The sequence below is a fragment of the Campylobacter sp. CFSAN093229 genome (assembly GCF_011068225.1).
In the GTDB taxonomy this organism is placed as follows: Bacteria; Campylobacterota; Campylobacteria; order Campylobacterales; family Campylobacteraceae; genus Campylobacter_D; species Campylobacter_D jejuni.
In genome coordinates this window covers 59,905-75,685 of record NZ_JAAMXB010000006.1, presented here as the reverse complement: position 1 = coordinate 75,685, position 15,781 = coordinate 59,905, and the positions used below count along the sequence as shown (strand labels likewise).

The window sequence follows — 15,781 nt, the reverse complement described above, 5'->3', positions numbered from 1 at the left end:
ACTCCGGTTGTGTCTTTAACCGCATTGATAGCTGAAATTAAAGAACCATTACCGTCGCCATCTTTATAGTCAACCTTGCCAATTACAACCCCATTGATAGCAAAGTCTTGAGAAGTAGTTCCTTCCTTAATAGCATAAACACCAGTTGTTCTTACATCATAAGTTGCACGAACTCCTGTTTTATCGGCATTTCTATTAATCTCCTCAGCCAAAGCTCCAAGACCTGTTCCAACAGAGGTTGAAATCACAACATTATCAAATTTAAAATCTTCTATACCATTATAGTTTTTGATAGTAAGTCCTACTACACCTGAAGTAAAACTTTGTGAACCTGTTTCAAATCTTGTAACACCGATTTTTGAAGACTGGGTTGCACCTATGGTTGCCTTAACGGTTTGATTTGAACTTGCACCGATTTGAAATTCTTGATTAGTAAAACCACCACTTAAAAGTTGTTTACCATTAAATGAAGTGGTATTTGCGATATTATCAAGTTCCTCCATGAGTTTGTTGATATCTGCTTGCAACATGGTTCTTGTTTTTAAACTTTGACCATCTTGAGCCGCTTGAGTTGCTTTAGTCTTGATAGTATCTAAGATCTTAAGTTGCTCATCCATAGCCTTATCAGCAGTTTGTAAGATACCCAAAGCATCATTACCATTTGAGATCGCTTGACCTAGAGTATTTGCTTGAGATCTTAAGCTATCTGCTATCGCCATCCCTGAAGCATCATCCGCTGCAGAGTTAATCCTAAGACCAGAACTAAGTCTTGCTAATGAACTGTCTAAACTCTTAGCGTTTAGATCTGAATTTGCTTTTGCATTTAATGCTGCGACATTTGTGTTAATACGAAATCCCATTTTAAATCCTTTTAAATAAATTCAAGTTCATCCATGAACTTGTTATACCCTATATCGTTACTTTTTTTAAAAAATTTATACTTTAAACTAAAAAATTATAAATATCATATTTTAATTGCAATCTAAAAATAAAAATTTCAAGCCATTGCTTATAAGATTTTAAATACATCAATAAATATTCTTTTTCATCTTCAATTTTACTAATAACAACTTCACTTAATAATTTACCTTTATGAAAAACCACCCCTTTTAAAACCCCATCATTTAATAAAGAATTTATTTCTAAAAAAGATTCAAAATTGCTAACACTTTCATATGTATTTTTTAAAAAATCTAAAGGCAATTTTCTATCACTAGCTAAAATCATTTTCAATACATCATTTAATCTCATAGCATGTTCTAAACAAAATAAAGCATTTTGTTTTTCTTCTTTAAAAGTTTCTAAAATTTTATTTAAAATTTTAACACTACGATTAGCTGTTAAAGTTTTTGGAAGAGACTTATTTAATTTATTATTTAAATTCTTAAATTTCTTACAACATAACTCAAAATTAATTTCTTTCGAAAATTCTATCCTAGCACCGCCTTCTGTGGCATTTAAAAAATTCACTTGAGAATTTCTTGCAAACAAATCCTCTAATTTTTTTCTATAATCATCCCAAGCTAAATGTGTTAAAACTTCTCCTAAACCTCCATAAGCAACTGTTTTTAATGTAGGAATATTTAAGGTTGTATCTATATCACTCCCCAAATCAAAACTATCAAAATGAGAATTTCCTTGTTTATCAAAAGATAAATCTTGCCCAATAATAATTATATTTTTAAATTTTAAAGCAATCGCCAAAGTATAACAAGCATGCCCAACATGGGTTCCAAATTCAAGATAACCAAAATCATTAATATGAAGATTTTGATAAGGAAGATTATCACTTAATACTATAGATAAAGGAATTCGTTTTTTATAAAGATAATCAACCACGCTAGGGTAAGTACTTGCCGCTAATATAAATAAGGTTTTATTTTCTGGATTAACTTCTTTGAAAAATTCAAGCGGATATTCTTCAAAATCAAGATTTAACACATAATCAGGAGTTATATTGTGTTTTACAAGCAAAGGATAAGCTCCATCAACACAAAAAATCACAAAATTTTCTTGATATTTTTTTAACAATGGAATTTGCTTTTGAAGACTAGGACCGGCACATACAACTATACAGCTTTCAAAAAGTCCTTTTCTTTCATCAATAATTCTTTTAAAAGGTATATTTTTCAACATTAAAGGTATATTTTTGTAAAAATTTTCATAACAAGACAAAGAAATTTTGGAGTCAGGATCTAAATTTCTTATTATAAGATTAATATTTTCATGTATAATTTTATCTGCATTCAAAATTTCCTCATAATAATATTTTTTATAAAAATTATTATTAATAAACATCTCATAAAGATTTAACCATAAAAATACATCATTTTGGTCAAAAAGTATTCTAAGTTGTAAATTTATTTTTTTCTCTTGAATATCCACCAGATAAATTTTTCCACTACAAAGCTCTTCGCTCAAATCCAGCGTACTTAAAGCTAGGATGAAAAGTTCTATCTCGCTTTCAAATACAAAAAGATGCTTATAGTGTTTAGCTAAATTTTTAATAAGCAAGACATTGCCTATACCATAAATACATACAAAAGGATATCTAGGAGTTTTTTCTAAAATACTTTGATAGAAAAAATTTAATTCTTCTTCTAAATTTTCATACATAAAAACATTATGAGTTTTATCAAAGATATTCAAATTTTCATCTATATTAAAACGAGAACAAGTTTTATTTTGTATAAAATTTAAAAGTTTATTTCCTAAGGGTTCATTTACCCCGCTTAATAAAGCTTGTATGTTTTTTTCTAGTATGGTCATTAGCTTTCCTTAAATTTTATCTATTTTTAGCGATATTTTGTCATCTTTTTCGCTAAATTGATACAACAAATTCTCACAAGGATAAGAGATACATTTTTCTTTACAATCTTTTTTTGGATTTTGTTTTATTTTTTCTAGCATTAAAGGAAGTTCTTTAGAAATCAAAGTTTTTATAGACATTCCCATACCATGTTCTAGATTTTTAATAAATTTACCATCAATTTGATTTGGATTTTTTATCATATAAAGTTCTGCATCAAACCCAAATTGTCTTAAATATTTATAAAGTTCTAATTTTTCATCAGGTGGGGCTATTTCTTTATCATAAAAAGAGTGATAACTAATATAACATGGTTTTGCGTAATTAGCTTGAATTTCAAGATGTATTGGCTCTAAGATATATCTTATCATTCTTCTTGACACTGAAAAAAAATTATTTGAGCTTGAATTACTTGTCCAAAAAGTTTTACTAGAACAACAAACTCTAATATTTTGATAAAAATCAAAAGTATCAAACTCTGAATATTCCATAAAATCAACTTCTTTACCAAACCCAACAAGCCTCCAAAGAAATTTAGCATAACTTGAGTTATCTATCACTCCATCTATCAACCAAGGAGCAATTTTAGCGGCTAAATGTGCTAAATATCCCCCATGAGAACTACCTATCATGATAACTGGTATACCCCCCCCCATAGTATCAAAAGGAGCATATTTTTTAAGATAAAGTGCGACATTTAAAAGATCTTGAGTCTGCATAATGCCAAAATTTTGATACTCATTTTTTGTAGGTTGCAAACTCACATGCAAATTTAAAAAATAATTTGGTGCAAAATCACCTTTTTGCTTGCCTTTGGTTATTTGATTATTTACAAAATGAAAAATTTCACTCATTTGTTTATAGTCTTGAATTTTATCAACATCATAAGGAAGCTTTATGTCTATAGCTTCGCAACTTGCTTTTAAAATAAGCTTGTCTATATCATCTAAATAAAAAGTAGAGCCTGTTTGAGGACGATTACCAATACAATGATAATTCACACTTGCTACAGCCACATTAAATTCGCCTGCTACAAATTCAGCTAAGTGTTCACGGTAATTTTCATCCGCATCTCCACCAAGCCCAGGGATAATAAACACTAAAGCTTTTACTTCTTTTTCATCATCAAAACAAAGCTTAAATTCAAGCTTTGATTCTCTTTTTATACCAAGTTCTACATCATCACAAGAGTCAATCTCATAAGTTTTACTCACTATCATTACATTCCCCCTATTAAAAGATAAGTTTTACTCGCTAGATTTTTAAAATTTTCATTCTTGCTTAAGATCACGCAAGCTTTATTGCTAGAAGAGCTTGTAAAGTCTATATTTTCTAAATCTTCATGGCTTTGATTGGCTGCGTTGATGATAGCATTTTTACTTGCCTCATTGCTTGAAATTCCCATGAGTATAAAATCAGCCTTATTTATAAAAACAAGTTTTAAGCATTCTTTATCATCACCTACACGAAAATTTACTTCTTTTACGCCGTTAAAATTACTAAGATCGACATTTTCAATCCCACTTATTTTTATAGAGCTTAAATGGTCATTTTTTAAAGTATAAATGCTTATATCATTGATCAAAGTTTTAAGATTATTTAAAGACTTGCTAACTTCAGCTTCATCCTTGCTTGAACTCATTTTTGGCAAAGCAATAGCAGCTAAAATTCCTAAAATAACGATCACAAAAACAAGTTCTAATATAGTAAAAGCTTTTCTCATCTATATCCTTGAAAAATTTTTATTTTTAGGGCTTAAAATATCTTCTTCTACGCTTACAAATTCCTTTTTTTCATAAGCATCAACCGCAGCTCTTGCTATCATCAAAGCATTATCAGAGCAGAATTTTAAAGGAGCTAGTTTTAAATTTGCATTATATTTTTGACATAAATTTTGCAAACGCGAACGCAAATTAAGATTTGCACTAGCTCCGCCTACAACGCCAAAATTTTTAAATTTATAAAGATTAAAAATTTTTTCTAATTTATCCATGATATGATCACAAGCTGTATTTTCAAAGGCATAAGCTATTTCTGCTTTTATATCATCACTTAAATTTTCATGTTTTAAAATTTCTAAACGCACTGCATTTTTAAGCCCTGAAAAACTATAAGCGAGTTCTTTAGAATGTTTTAAAGGTATATTAAAAGAGATATTTTTAAGTTTGGCGTTTTTTGCTAAATTTTCTATGATAACCCCACCAGGGTAACCCAAATTCATCATTTTAGCTACTTTATCAAAACTTTCCCCAAAGCTATCATCATTTGTGCTTGCTAAAAGCTCTAAGTTTGCATCATCTTTAAGATAAAGCACCATAGTGTGCCCACCACTAACAAGCAAAATTCCCATATCTAAAGAAATTTTTTCTTCTAAAAAAAGACTATAAATATGACCTTTAAGATGATTTATAGGGATTAAGGGTAAATTTAGAGCACTTGCTAAGGTTTTTGCCATAGAAATTCCACTGAGCAAAGAAACGCTAAGCCCAGGTTCATTTGTCACAGCTATGGCACAAAGATTTTTAAAATGCTCTTTGCATTGCTTAAGTATCTTTGGCAAAGCTTCGCTATGAAGTCTTGCAGCAAGTTCAGGCACCACTCCTCCATAGATGCTATGCTCTAATTCTTGGGAAATTTTTTTATGAAATTTACACTCTAAGGTGTTTTTATCAATGATAGCTATAGAACTATCATCACAAGAACTTTCTATAGCTAGGATAAGATTTTTCATTCAAATTCCACTAAAATAGAACCTAAGAATTTATCTTTTAATCTTGCCATTTTAAGAATGTTTAAATCCAAATTTTTAGCATTTTTGATCAACTTGCTATTGGTATTTGCCTCTAAAAGTTGTTGCAAATTTGCTCCTCTTAGCTCATAAAATTCCACTCTATAAATTTTACCTGCCATGTCTAAAGAGTATTGTGTTTGCATATTTTTTTTATGGACTAAAATACCACTTTCATCTTTTCCATGATCAAAGCCTATGATATTTACACGCACATTAGCTATCTTTGGGATAAGAAAATTCTCTTTTACTTTTACCTTAGTTCCAAAAGAAACTGAGGTTTCATTACCATCAACTTGAAAAGTTACTTCATTAAAAGCATCACTAAATTCTAAATACTCAGGATATAATCTTGTTTGAAAACGATTGCCATACTGGATATAAAAAGAATTTCCTTCTGCGATAACAGCGGTAAGTTCATTGCTTGTGTTATAATTTAACTCTTTATTTACCGGAAAAGGCACATAGTTGATAACCTTTCTTGGATTTTTTAAAGAAAGTAAAATTCTATCATCAAAAAGTTTTACTTCAAGCTCTTTATTTATAGCTTTATCAACTCCTTGTGGAGTGAGTTCAAAATCTCTACTAAATTCAATTCCTGCAGTTTTTAAATAATTTTCAATAGCTAAAAGATGATAATAAGCTCTTAAATTTACAGGTAGATTTTTACTCGCTTCATTTGCAAAAGCAGCTTTGTGATTTGAAATCACAAAATAAGTTAAAGCTTTAAGCATTTCCGTATCGCCAAGCTCTTGGGTTTTGGTGTTTTTAAGATAATAAGCATGCTTTGGATCGGCAAGTGAAGAATTGACACTATTTACAGTTTGAGTGGCGATATTTTCAAGATCAGGGTATTTGCTTGCATTAATTTCACTTGTATCAATCACGCTTGAATTTCCCCAACGCTTAGGATTTTGCATCGCATCAATATAAGTGGGTTTATAAAAACCCCAACCATCGTGAAGATTGATCACCATGCTAACTTCAGGAAGTAAAATAAGCTCTTTAATGCGTTGAACTCTCTTATAATCAGGATCCTTTGGGCTAATACTTGCAAATTTACGGTTTAAATCCCCATTATTCCCACGCGAACGCTTGATAATGCTATCAAAAGCTAAATTTGGAGCCACTATAATCTTACCCTTAGTGATATTATAATCACTCAAAAGCAAACTTGCCGCATGAAATCCACCAGGCTCATCACCTTGAATTCCACCAAAAATTAAAACCGTATTATTATCATCTAGACTTTTTCCATTTTCTCCTACACTAAAGTCTAGCTCTAAAGCAAAAATACTTGTTATAAAAAATAAAATTGTTAAAAAAAATTTCATTTTAACTCCTTAAATACTCTCTTGTTTTAAAATCATACTCAAAAACTTCTTCTATACTTGAAATTTTAGGTATTCCAAAATGATCAAGGGCTTTAAAAATACATTTAGCAATATCTAAAAATCTACTTTTATTTTCTAAGAAATTTTGTACACCTATTTCATTAGCTGCATTGATGATAACACCTAAATTTGGCTCTTTTAAAAATGCATTTTTAAGCTTAAAAATAGGATATTTTTTTGTGCTGATTGGATAAAATTTTAAAGCAGGCATTTTGCTAAAATCAACAGCCTCTAAAATAGGCGTATCTTGTTTTTCAAATATAGCATCTGAAATAGCTAGTTTCATATCTGCTTTTGAAAAATATGCTGTGCTAGATCCATTTTTAAACTCACATATTGCATGTACTAAAGATCTTGGTTCTATTAAAGCATCAATTTCTTTAAAATCATATAAATGATAAGCCTCTATAATCTCAAAAAGCTTATTTGCCATAGTCGCACTATCTATAGTGATCTTTGCCCCCATGTTCCAATTAGGATGTTTTAAAGCATCTTTGACACTGACTTGATTTAAATCTTTGATTTTATACCTATAAAAAGCTCCGCCGCTTGCTGTAATATAAAGTTTTGCTATATTTTTTTTACCTTCGAGTAAAAATTTTAAAGCCGCATGCTCACTATCAACGGGTAAAAATTTAGCTCCTTTTAAAAAACTCCCCGCCACTACAAGGCTTTCCTTGTTAGCTAAGGCTATGTTTTTGCCAAGTTCTTTAGCCTTTAAAGTGCTTTTAAGTCCTGCAAAACCTACAATGGCATTGAGCAAAAGTTTGTCTTGGCATTCTGTTAAAATTTGCTCTAAACCTTCTTGCCCTATAAAAACTCTATCATGTTTAACTAAATGCTTGTTTTTTGGATCTTTTATGGCAACAAATTTAGGTTTAAACCTTGCGATTTGTTCATTTAAAAGCTTTATATTATCCCCACAAGCTAAAGCAGAAATAGGAATATTTTTTAAAGCAGCAAGTTTAAGAGCATTTACTCCTATGCTGCCCGTACTTCCAAAAAGTATCATAAAAGAGCAACCATCACAAAAGCAGCGATAATCACTGCATCGATTCTATCAAGCACACCCCCATGACCAGGGATAAGTTCTCCACTATCTTTTACGCCTGCTTCTCTTTTAAAATAACTCTCAAGCAAATCTCCAATCACTGCAAAAATCGCTACAAAAAACGAACAAAGCAAAGAAAGCCAAAAGCTATAAACAAAAACTCCCAAAATAGTTCCAATAACACTTGCACAAATCAAGCCACCTATAACACCTTCTAAGGTTTTGTTTGGACTTGTTGGAGAAAAAGGAGTTTTTCCCATAAGTTTTCCGATAAAATACGCTCCACTATCACAAGCTGCAACGATAATGATAAGCCAAAAAAGCGCGAACATACCCTGATCTAAATACACTTGCCAAAGTGCTAAAATAGGCAAACTGGGATAAATATAAATAAGAGCTGGTTTTAAGGAAGCCTTTTTATAAACCAAATATCCAACGACTAATAACAAAGCTAAAATCCCAAAAAGCAAAGCTTTATACGATAAACTTCCTAAAATAAAAGCTACAGCCAAAGGGATAATAGAAATATTTTCTAAAGCAAAAAGTTTTTTTGCTTCGCTAAAAGATAAATACAATAAAACCGCAAAAACGATAAAATTGATAAAAAATTGATCAATCAACGCGATAATAATAATAGCCCCTATCATCACAAGAGCTGAAATAATTCTAGTTGTATTAAACATATTTTTCCTTATATACTAATATCTAAGCGATGAATGCTTTGTGCGTCTTTAAAATTTGGATCTTTAGACTCATCTTCTTCATTTTTCTCATCATCGCTAGTTTTAGCTTCTTGATTGTGTTTTTTCTTTTTTTCTTCTTGTTCGGCTTTTTCTTTGATCTCTTCTTTGATTTCATGAGTCTCATTGACTTTTTCAAGCTTGTTCAAAGTTTTTTCTTTTTCATTAAATTCAGCCATATTTAGCGTAGCTGCAAAACCTTCTTTTGCAAGCTCATTGCTTGCTTGTGTAGCTGGATAAGCCATATTTTGATTTATATAATTGACATTTCCTAATGGGCTAACTGGCATTTTAATCCTTTGCGATATTAATACTTTTAAAATTTGTATAATTTACAAACGCCTTTTGCTGAACCTTAACAAAATTTTTTAAGGTATAATCGACCCAATACGAACCTTTCTTTAACTTAGAAAAACTTACACAAAGCCTTGCAGCAAATTCTATCACATCAAGGCTGATTTTTTGCTTGTTTGATACAATCAAAGTATGTGCACTAGGAATATCCCTTACATGAAGCCACAAATCATCTTTTTTAGCATTTTTAAGTAAAAATTCATTGCCTTTTTCATTTTTACCCACGCAAATTTTAAACTCGTTAAAATAAAAATTTGCCACAAGATCTTCTTGTTTATGATCTTGATTTTTTTTGCTATTTTTTTTAGGTAGTAAAATTTCAAGCTCTATCTCACTCTTAGCTTGAAGCAATAATTCTTTCAAACTCAAGGTAAAATCTAACTTTGCTTTTAAATTTTGTCTTTGTATGTTTAAATTTTTAGCTTTTTGTTCTAATTTTTTAGCATTTTTATAATATAAATTAGCACTTTGCTTAGGACTAAATTCAAGCTTAAATTCAAGCTCTTTGCCTTCAAAATCATCAAGCTTAAATTCCCTTTCATAATCTTTTAAAACACTCAAATTTGCAAACAATACATCAGCCCTTTTTCTGTATTCTAAAGCTTTTAAGAGTAAAGAATTTTCTTCATCTAAACTAGAAAAAAGTTCTTGTAAATTTTGTATTTTTTTATCCACTTGTGCAAGTTTTAAATTTTTTATTTGTTTGATTTTACTCTCATAAATGCTTGTAAATTTGCGAGAAAAATAATCTGCAAAGTCTTTAATTTCCTCAAAATTTTCATCCATTTTATAAGGCTTTAAAGACTCTAAAATCACATTAGGTTTTACAACACGATAACTTTTATCAATATGCCTTAAAGCCTCTATGATCAAATCTTTTTCATCTGTAAGAATAACATTGGTATTTTTACCCGTAAATTCAAAATAAATTTTGCTCTCATAGCTTTTATAAGCCTTATTAGCTTTTACACTAAAACATAAAATACGATTGCCTTCAAGGACTTTAACTTCTTTTATAAAAGCATTGCTAAAATACTTTTTAAGCATAAAATCAAAAGGTGCATTATAATTTTTTGCATTAAATTTAGCTGTATAAATCGCACTCATTGCACGAGTAAGATCAAAAATAAATCTTTCTTTATCAAAGCTTAATTCCAAAATATTGTCATTGATACGCTTGATAAAATCGATTTTTTTAAACTGAGAAAAAAAAGTTTGCAATTGTAAAAGTTCTGTGTATTTCATAAAAGAAATTATAAAATATTTTGGCGAATTTGTGGTAGAATTACATTAAAAAAGGAAATTTGTGCAGCTTAATGAGCTAAATTGCGTGATTTTATGTGGTGGCAAATCTAGTCGTATGGGACAAGATAAAAGCAAATTGATTCTTAAAAATCAAAATTTAACTCAATTTCAAGTAGATAAATTTTCTAAAATTTTTAAAAATGTCTATGTGAGTACGAAAGAAGACAAATTTGAAAACCATTTTAGCTTGATAAAAGATTCTTTAGAATTTGAAGTTTACTCTCCTATGCTTGCGCTTTACTCTATACTTTCAAATTTTAAAAATAAATTTGTTTTTGTTTTAAGTGTAGATAGTCCTAAAGTAGGCGAAAATGAACTTTTAAAAATGCTTCCTTTTTTAGAGCAAAACTATAAAATAATCATAGCCAAAACTCCTTTGCATAAACATCCCTTATGCGGCTTTTATCACAGCTCTTTAGCTCAAACTTGTAAAAAATTCTTAGAAAAAAATGAACAAAAAATAGGACTTTTATTTTCTGAGATTAAAACTAAATTTGTAGAATTTGAAGATGAAGATGCTTTTTTAAATCTTAATTTTTATGAAGAATATGAAAAATTTAAAAGCGAGTTAAGATGAGAAAAATTGCTTTATTTTTAAGCTTATGTGTTTTTATATGGGCTAGTGATTTACAACAAGCTTTAGAGTATGAAAAACAAGGCGATTATAAAAAAGCTATGGAAATTTACAAAAAACTCGCTTTAAAAAATTCACCTGTTTTAATTTCTCAAGAACAAAATAATTCAAGCCAAACAACACAAACACAAAATTCTATCACTATAAAAAAAGAAGAAAAACAAGACTTTTCTCACTTAGCTTTGGCTAATTATCTTGGTGAAAATGAAAGTTTTAATCCCCTTGGCATTAGCTCTTATAAGATGAATTATTTTTTACCTTTAGCTTATAGTTTTAATTCTTTAGGAGCAAATAATAATAAGAGTGAGGCGAAATTCCAACTTAGTGTTAAAAAAAGACTTTTTGAAAATTTACTAGGACTAGATGAAAAATATTATATAGCCTATACTCAAACTTCTTGGTGGCAAATTTATGAGCATTCTTCTCCTTTTAGAGAAACCAACTATCAACCAGAATTTTTTATAAATTTTCCTTTGTATCTTAAAGATTATGAATTTTTTAACAATCTACGCGTAGGTATATTGCATGAAAGCAATGGCAAGGGAGATGAGAATTTGCAATCTCGCTCATGGAATAGAATTTATGTATCTACAGCTATTTTATATAATAAATTTTTATTTGTTCCACGCCTTTGGTATAGAATTCCTGAAAGCAAAAAAGATGATGATAATCCTGCCATCTTGCATTATATGGGAAATTTTGATGTGAATTTAGCGTATTTGGGCGATGATTATTTTATCAATCTTATGCTAAGAAACAATCTTAAATTCCACGATAACAAAGGTGCTATACAGGTTGATCTAGGATATGATATTTTTAATAACGGAATTTATTGGTATTTACAATACTTTAATGGCTATGGAGAAAGCCTTATAGACTATAACAAACACTTGCAAAGACTTTCCACTGGATTTTTGATTTCTTACTAAAATATCCTTTGTAGTTTTATCATTTCTTAAAACAAATTTCATTACAATTTCATTTTTGATAATTATTATTACTATAAGGAAAGATTTGTTTTTTAAGCATATATTGAGTTTAAAAGTGCTTATAGCTTTACTTTTATTCTTTGGAATGATAAGTTTATTTATAGGAGTTATCAGTATCAATGTAAAAGATATTCTTAATCTTAACTCCACTCAACTAGAAATCATAACTCTCACAAGAATTCCTAGACTTATAGCGATTTTACTCACAGGAATGAGTCTTAGTATATGCGGGCTTATCATGCAGCAACTCACGCAAAATAAATTCGTTTCTCCAACTACAGCAGGAACTATGGATTGTGCTAAATTTGGCATACTTATTTCTTTAATATTTTTTGCTGGAGCGTCTTTTTTCACTCAAGCTATCATTGCTTCTGTATTTGCACTTTTGGGTTCTTTTATATTTATCCAAATTTTAAGAAAAATCAAACTCAAAGATGTGATTTTTATACCTTTGATAGGCTTGATGTTTGGAGGCATTATTAGTGCTATAACTACTTTTTTTGCCTATGCTTTAAATTATATACAAAATATCCAAGGCTGGTTACAAGGCAGTATGGCAAATGTTATGCAGGGAAATTATGAATTACTTTACATTTCTTTACCACTTTTTATACTTGCTTATTTTTTAGCTCATAAAATTACCATAGTTGGCATGGGCGAAGATATAGCTTTAAATCTTGGAATTTCTTATAATGGCATATTATTTTTAGGCTTGATGATTGTAAGCATTATCACTAGCTTAGTGATTGTAAGCGTTGGGATTATCCCTTTTTTAGGACTAATTATCCCAAATTTAGTAGCTCTTTATCTAGGTGATAATCTTAGAAAAAATCTTATCTATATAGCACTTTGTGGAGCTTTGTTTTTACTTGTTTGCGATATCATTTCAAGACTTGTCATCTTTCCTTTTGAGATGCCTTTAAGTATCACTACAGGTGTTTTAGGATCTTTAATCTTTATCTTTCTTTTACTAAAAAGGAAAGTTTATGCGTAAAAAAATGCTGATTTTAAGCTTTTTAACACTTGGTATGATAGGGATTTTTATACTTGTGGGTTTAAATGGCTTTGATGAGTATGCCTTAAAAAGTCGTTTTTTACAAATTGCAGCTATTATCATAGTAGCTATTTGTATCGCTGTTTCAACAGTAATCTTTCAAACTTTATGCAATAACAAAATTCTAACCCCTGCCATCATAGGATTAGATTCTTTATATATGTTACTTCAAAGTGCTCTTATCTTTTCTTTTGGTGCAGCTAATTTAAGTGTTTATAAAAACGATATCAATTTTTTAATTACTCTAGTTTGTATGGTGGTTTTTTCACTAGGACTTTATAAAATTTTATTTAGTAGCGATAGAAGTATTTATCTTATCATGCTTTTAGGCTTAGTTTTTGGGACACTTTTTAGCACTTTAAGCTCTTTTTTTGAAGTATTAATCGACCCTGATGAATTCATGGTAATACAAGGAAGAATGTTTGCTAGTTTTGATAATATTGCTTTTGATGTTTTAATTCTTGCTTATATCATTAGCTTTTTAAGTTTTATATGGATTTTTCGCTATATGAAATTTTTAGATCCTTTAAATTTAGGCAAAGATTTAGCGATAAATTTAGGAATAAATTATCAAAAAATTTCAAAACAATTGATGATTATCATAGCTATTTTAACTTCTATTAGCACCGCACTTGTAGGTCCTATAACCTTTTTGGGGCTTTTGGTGGTCAATATCACTTATGAGCTATTTAAAACTGCAAAGCATAGTATTTTACTAAGCGCTTGCATACTCATTAGCATTTTAGCTTTGCTTGGAGGGGTATTTTTTGTCTCTAGAGTTTTTGATTATAATGCCACTATAAGCGTGATTATTAATTTCTTAGGTGGGATATATTTTATCTATCTTGTATTAAAGGGTAATAAATTATGATTAAACTAAAAAATATCACCAAATTTTATGATAATAAAGCCATTATTTCAGATCTTAGCCTTGATTTTCATAAAGGCAAAATCACTTCTATAATAGGAGCCAATGGCGCTGGAAAATCCACTCTTTTAGCTCTAGCGAGTCGTTTGATAAAACCTAGTAGTGGAGAAATTTATATCGATGGAATGAATTTAAAAGACTATAAAGAGCAAATCTTAGCACAAAAAATTTCCATTCTCAAACAACAAAACAATATCAATTTAAGATTAAAAGTTGAAGAATTGGTCGCTTTTGGGCGTTTTCCGCATTCTCAAGGAAGACTTAATGCAAACGATAAAATCAAAATCAATGAAGCTTTAGAATACATGGGGCTTAGCAACTTAAGAAATGAATTTTTAGATACATTAAGTGGCGGACAAAAACAAAGAGCTTTTATAGCTATGATCATCGCTCAAGATACTGAATTTATAATGTTTGATGAACCTTTAAACAATCTTGATATGAAGCATAGTGTACAAATCATGCAACTAATGAAAAATTTAGTCAAAGACTTTAACAAAAGTATAGCTGTTGTATTGCATGATATTAATTTTGCTTCGATTTATTCTGATGAAGTCATAGCCTTAAAAGATGGGAAGCTTTTAAAACAAGGCTCAAAAAATGAAATCATCAATCAAGAAAATTTAAAACAAATTTATGATATGGATATACCCGTAAGTCAAATTGATGGTAAGAAAATTTGTATTTATTTTTAAAAAGGAGAAAATATGAAAAAATCTTTAGTTTTTGCATTTTTTGCATTTTTTTTAAGTCTAATCTTAACAGCTTGTAATTCAAACTCAAATGAAAACAACGCAAGCTCTATAACAAAAACCAACACTGCTACGGTGAAAGTTTTGCCTATCAGCATGAGCGATGAAGGTGATAGTTTTTTAGTAAAGGATAGTCTAGGAGAAAATAAAATCCCTAAAAATCCTTCTAAGGTAGTGATCTTAGATCTTGGAATTTTAGATACTTTTGATGCTTTAAAATTAAACGATAAAGTCGCAGGCGTTCCTGCTAAAAATTTACCAAAATACCTACAACAATTTAAAAACAAACCTAGTGTAGGTGGAGTGCAACAAGTTGATTTTGAAGCCATTAATGCTTTAAAACCTGATCTTATCATCATTTCTGGACGCCAAAGTAAATTTTATGATAAATTAAAAGAAATAGCTCCAACTTTATTTGTAGGTCTTGATAATGCAAATTTTTTAAGCTCTTTTGAAAACAATGTCTTAAGCATTGCAAAACTTTATGGTTTAGAAAAAGAAGCTTTAGAAAAAATTTCAGATATTAAAAATGAAATTGAAAAAGCCAAAAGCATAGTTAATGAAGATAAAAAAGCTCTTATCATTCTTACAAATTCTAACAAAATTTCAGCCTTTGGTCCTCAATCTCGCTTTGGGATTATTCACGATGTTTTAGGGATTAACGCAGTAGATGAGAATATAAAAGTAGGCACACACGGCAAAAGTATCAATTCTGAATTTATATTAGAAAAAAATCCTGATTATATTTTTGTTGTTGATAGAAATATCATTGTCGGCAACAAAGAACGCGCTCAAGGCATACTCGATAATGCGCTTGTTGTTAAAACCAAAGCAGCACAAAACAAAAAAATCATCTATCTTGATCCAGAATACTGGTATTTAGCAAGTGGAAATGGACTAGAGTCTTTAAAAACTATGATTTTAGAAATCAAAAACGCTGTAAAATAATACAACTTCGCAAGGGCTAGTCTCTTGCTTTAATA

Annotated in this window: 16 protein-coding genes; 6 read left to right on the top strand and 10 right to left on the bottom strand. The window is 29.6% G+C overall.

Annotated features, from left to right (window positions below; genetic code table 11):
- The 10 genes from FBE93_RS04105 to FBE93_RS04060 form a co-directional block, all read right to left on the bottom strand.
- A partial coding sequence (locus FBE93_RS04105; RefSeq protein ID WP_278184541.1) for a flagellin hook IN motif-containing protein occupies nucleotides 1-860 on the bottom strand: 860 nt, incomplete at its 3' end.
- A gap of 82 nt (nucleotides 861-942) precedes the next feature.
- On the bottom strand, nucleotides 943-2,769 hold the full coding sequence (locus FBE93_RS04100; RefSeq protein ID WP_165434200.1) for a motility associated factor glycosyltransferase family protein: 1,827 nt from the start codon (nucleotides 2,767-2,769) through the stop codon (nucleotides 943-945).
- A gap of 9 nt (nucleotides 2,770-2,778) precedes the next feature.
- Nucleotides 2,779-4,029, bottom strand: coding sequence for a DUF2920 family protein (locus tag FBE93_RS04095; protein ID WP_165434199.1), 1,251 nt, complete (start codon nucleotides 4,027-4,029; stop codon nucleotides 2,779-2,781).
- The gene (locus FBE93_RS04090) at nucleotides 4,029-4,532 is read right to left on the bottom strand and encodes a prepilin-type N-terminal cleavage/methylation domain-containing protein (protein WP_165434198.1); all 504 of its coding nucleotides are present in this window, start codon (nucleotides 4,530-4,532) and stop codon (nucleotides 4,029-4,031) included. The genes FBE93_RS04095 and FBE93_RS04090 overlap by 1 nt, the downstream gene beginning before the upstream one ends.
- Nucleotides 4,533-5,540 carry a tRNA (adenosine(37)-N6)-threonylcarbamoyltransferase complex transferase subunit TsaD gene (gene tsaD, locus FBE93_RS04085; protein ID WP_002934392.1) on the bottom strand — a complete coding sequence of 336 codons (1,008 nt, stop codon included), beginning with the start codon at nucleotides 5,538-5,540 and terminating at the stop codon, nucleotides 4,533-4,535.
- On the bottom strand, nucleotides 5,537-6,931 hold the full coding sequence (locus FBE93_RS04080; protein ID WP_002934391.1) for a M99 family carboxypeptidase catalytic domain-containing protein: 1,395 nt from the start codon (nucleotides 6,929-6,931) through the stop codon (nucleotides 5,537-5,539). Before FBE93_RS04080 ends, tsaD begins: the two co-directional genes overlap by 4 nt.
- 1 nt (nucleotide 6,932) lies before the next feature.
- A complete protein-coding gene (dxr, locus tag FBE93_RS04075; RefSeq protein ID WP_002934390.1) occupies nucleotides 6,933-8,003 on the bottom strand; it encodes a 1-deoxy-D-xylulose-5-phosphate reductoisomerase in 1,071 nt (356 codons plus the stop codon).
- A complete protein-coding gene (locus tag FBE93_RS04070) occupies nucleotides 8,000-8,725 on the bottom strand; it encodes a phosphatidate cytidylyltransferase (protein WP_059110955.1) in 726 nt (241 codons plus the stop codon). Before FBE93_RS04070 ends, dxr begins: the two co-directional genes overlap by 4 nt.
- A gap of 8 nt (nucleotides 8,726-8,733) precedes the next feature.
- A complete protein-coding gene (locus FBE93_RS04065) occupies nucleotides 8,734-9,072 on the bottom strand; it encodes a hypothetical protein (RefSeq protein WP_002855905.1) in 339 nt (112 codons plus the stop codon).
- A 1-nt stretch (nucleotide 9,073) separates the two neighbouring features.
- Entirely contained in the window at nucleotides 9,074-10,381 is a 1,308-nt protein-coding gene (locus FBE93_RS04060) for an NFACT family protein (protein ID WP_002934388.1), read from the bottom strand.
- 61 nt (nucleotides 10,382-10,442) lie between these two features.
- Between FBE93_RS04060 and FBE93_RS04055 the strand changes: the two genes are divergently transcribed.
- The 6 genes from FBE93_RS04055 to ceuB all read left to right on the top strand — a co-directional run bounded on the left by FBE93_RS04055 (nucleotide 10,443) and on the right by ceuB (nucleotide 15,746).
- A complete protein-coding gene (locus FBE93_RS04055) occupies nucleotides 10,443-11,018 on the top strand; it encodes a molybdenum cofactor guanylyltransferase (protein ID WP_002934387.1) in 576 nt (191 codons plus the stop codon).
- On the top strand, nucleotides 11,015-12,004 hold the full coding sequence (locus tag FBE93_RS04050) for a phospholipase A (RefSeq protein ID WP_002934386.1): 990 nt from the start codon (nucleotides 11,015-11,017) through the stop codon (nucleotides 12,002-12,004). The genes FBE93_RS04055 and FBE93_RS04050 overlap by 4 nt, the downstream gene beginning before the upstream one ends.
- Nucleotides 12,005-12,089: 85 nt before the next feature.
- Entirely contained in the window at nucleotides 12,090-13,058 is a 969-nt protein-coding gene (locus tag FBE93_RS04045; protein WP_002934383.1) for an ABC transporter permease, read from the top strand.
- A complete protein-coding gene (locus tag FBE93_RS04040) occupies nucleotides 13,051-13,989 on the top strand; it encodes an iron chelate uptake ABC transporter family permease subunit (protein WP_165434197.1) in 939 nt (312 codons plus the stop codon). Before FBE93_RS04045 ends, FBE93_RS04040 begins: the two co-directional genes overlap by 8 nt.
- Nucleotides 13,986-14,741 carry an ABC transporter ATP-binding protein gene (locus FBE93_RS04035; RefSeq protein WP_002934382.1) on the top strand — a complete coding sequence of 252 codons (756 nt, stop codon included), beginning with the start codon at nucleotides 13,986-13,988 and terminating at the stop codon, nucleotides 14,739-14,741. The genes FBE93_RS04040 and FBE93_RS04035 overlap by 4 nt, the downstream gene beginning before the upstream one ends.
- A 12-nt stretch (nucleotides 14,742-14,753) precedes the next feature.
- Nucleotides 14,754-15,746, top strand: a complete 993-nt coding sequence (gene ceuB / locus FBE93_RS04030) for an enterochelin ABC transporter substrate-binding protein CeuB (protein WP_002934381.1) — start codon at nucleotides 14,754-14,756, stop codon at nucleotides 15,744-15,746.
- The last annotated feature ends 35 nt before the right edge of the window (nucleotides 15,747-15,781 follow it).

What these genes read in the sequence shown, in the direction of transcription:
- FBE93_RS04100 (WP_165434200.1), bottom strand. Translation starts at nt 2,769, where the DNA reads ATGACCATACTAGAAAAAAACATACAAGCTTTATTAAGCGGGGTAAAT.
- FBE93_RS04095 (WP_165434199.1), bottom strand. Translation starts at nt 4,029, where the DNA reads ATGATAGTGAGTAAAACTTATGAGATTGACTCTTGTGATGATGTAGAA.
- FBE93_RS04090 (WP_165434198.1), bottom strand. Translation starts at nt 4,532, where the DNA reads ATGAGAAAAGCTTTTACTATATTAGAACTTGTTTTTGTGATCGTTATT.
- tsaD (WP_002934392.1), bottom strand. Translation starts at nt 5,540, where the DNA reads ATGAAAAATCTTATCCTAGCTATAGAAAGTTCTTGTGATGATAGTTCT.
- FBE93_RS04080 (WP_002934391.1), bottom strand. Translation starts at nt 6,931, where the DNA reads ATGAAATTTTTTTTAACAATTTTATTTTTTATAACAAGTATTTTTGCT.
- dxr (WP_002934390.1), bottom strand. Translation starts at nt 8,003, where the DNA reads ATGATACTTTTTGGAAGTACGGGCAGCATAGGAGTAAATGCTCTTAAA.
- FBE93_RS04070 (WP_059110955.1), bottom strand. Translation starts at nt 8,725, where the DNA reads ATGTTTAATACAACTAGAATTATTTCAGCTCTTGTGATGATAGGGGCT.
- FBE93_RS04065 (WP_002855905.1), bottom strand. Translation starts at nt 9,072, where the DNA reads ATGCCAGTTAGCCCATTAGGAAATGTCAATTATATAAATCAAAATATG.
- FBE93_RS04060 (WP_002934388.1), bottom strand. Translation starts at nt 10,381, where the DNA reads ATGAAATACACAGAACTTTTACAATTGCAAACTTTTTTTTCTCAGTTT.
- FBE93_RS04050 (WP_002934386.1), top strand. Translation starts at nt 11,015, where the DNA reads ATGAGAAAAATTGCTTTATTTTTAAGCTTATGTGTTTTTATATGGGCT.
- FBE93_RS04040 (WP_165434197.1), top strand. Translation starts at nt 13,051, where the DNA reads ATGCGTAAAAAAATGCTGATTTTAAGCTTTTTAACACTTGGTATGATA.
- FBE93_RS04035 (WP_002934382.1), top strand. Translation starts at nt 13,986, where the DNA reads ATGATTAAACTAAAAAATATCACCAAATTTTATGATAATAAAGCCATT.
- ceuB (WP_002934381.1), top strand. Translation starts at nt 14,754, where the DNA reads ATGAAAAAATCTTTAGTTTTTGCATTTTTTGCATTTTTTTTAAGTCTA.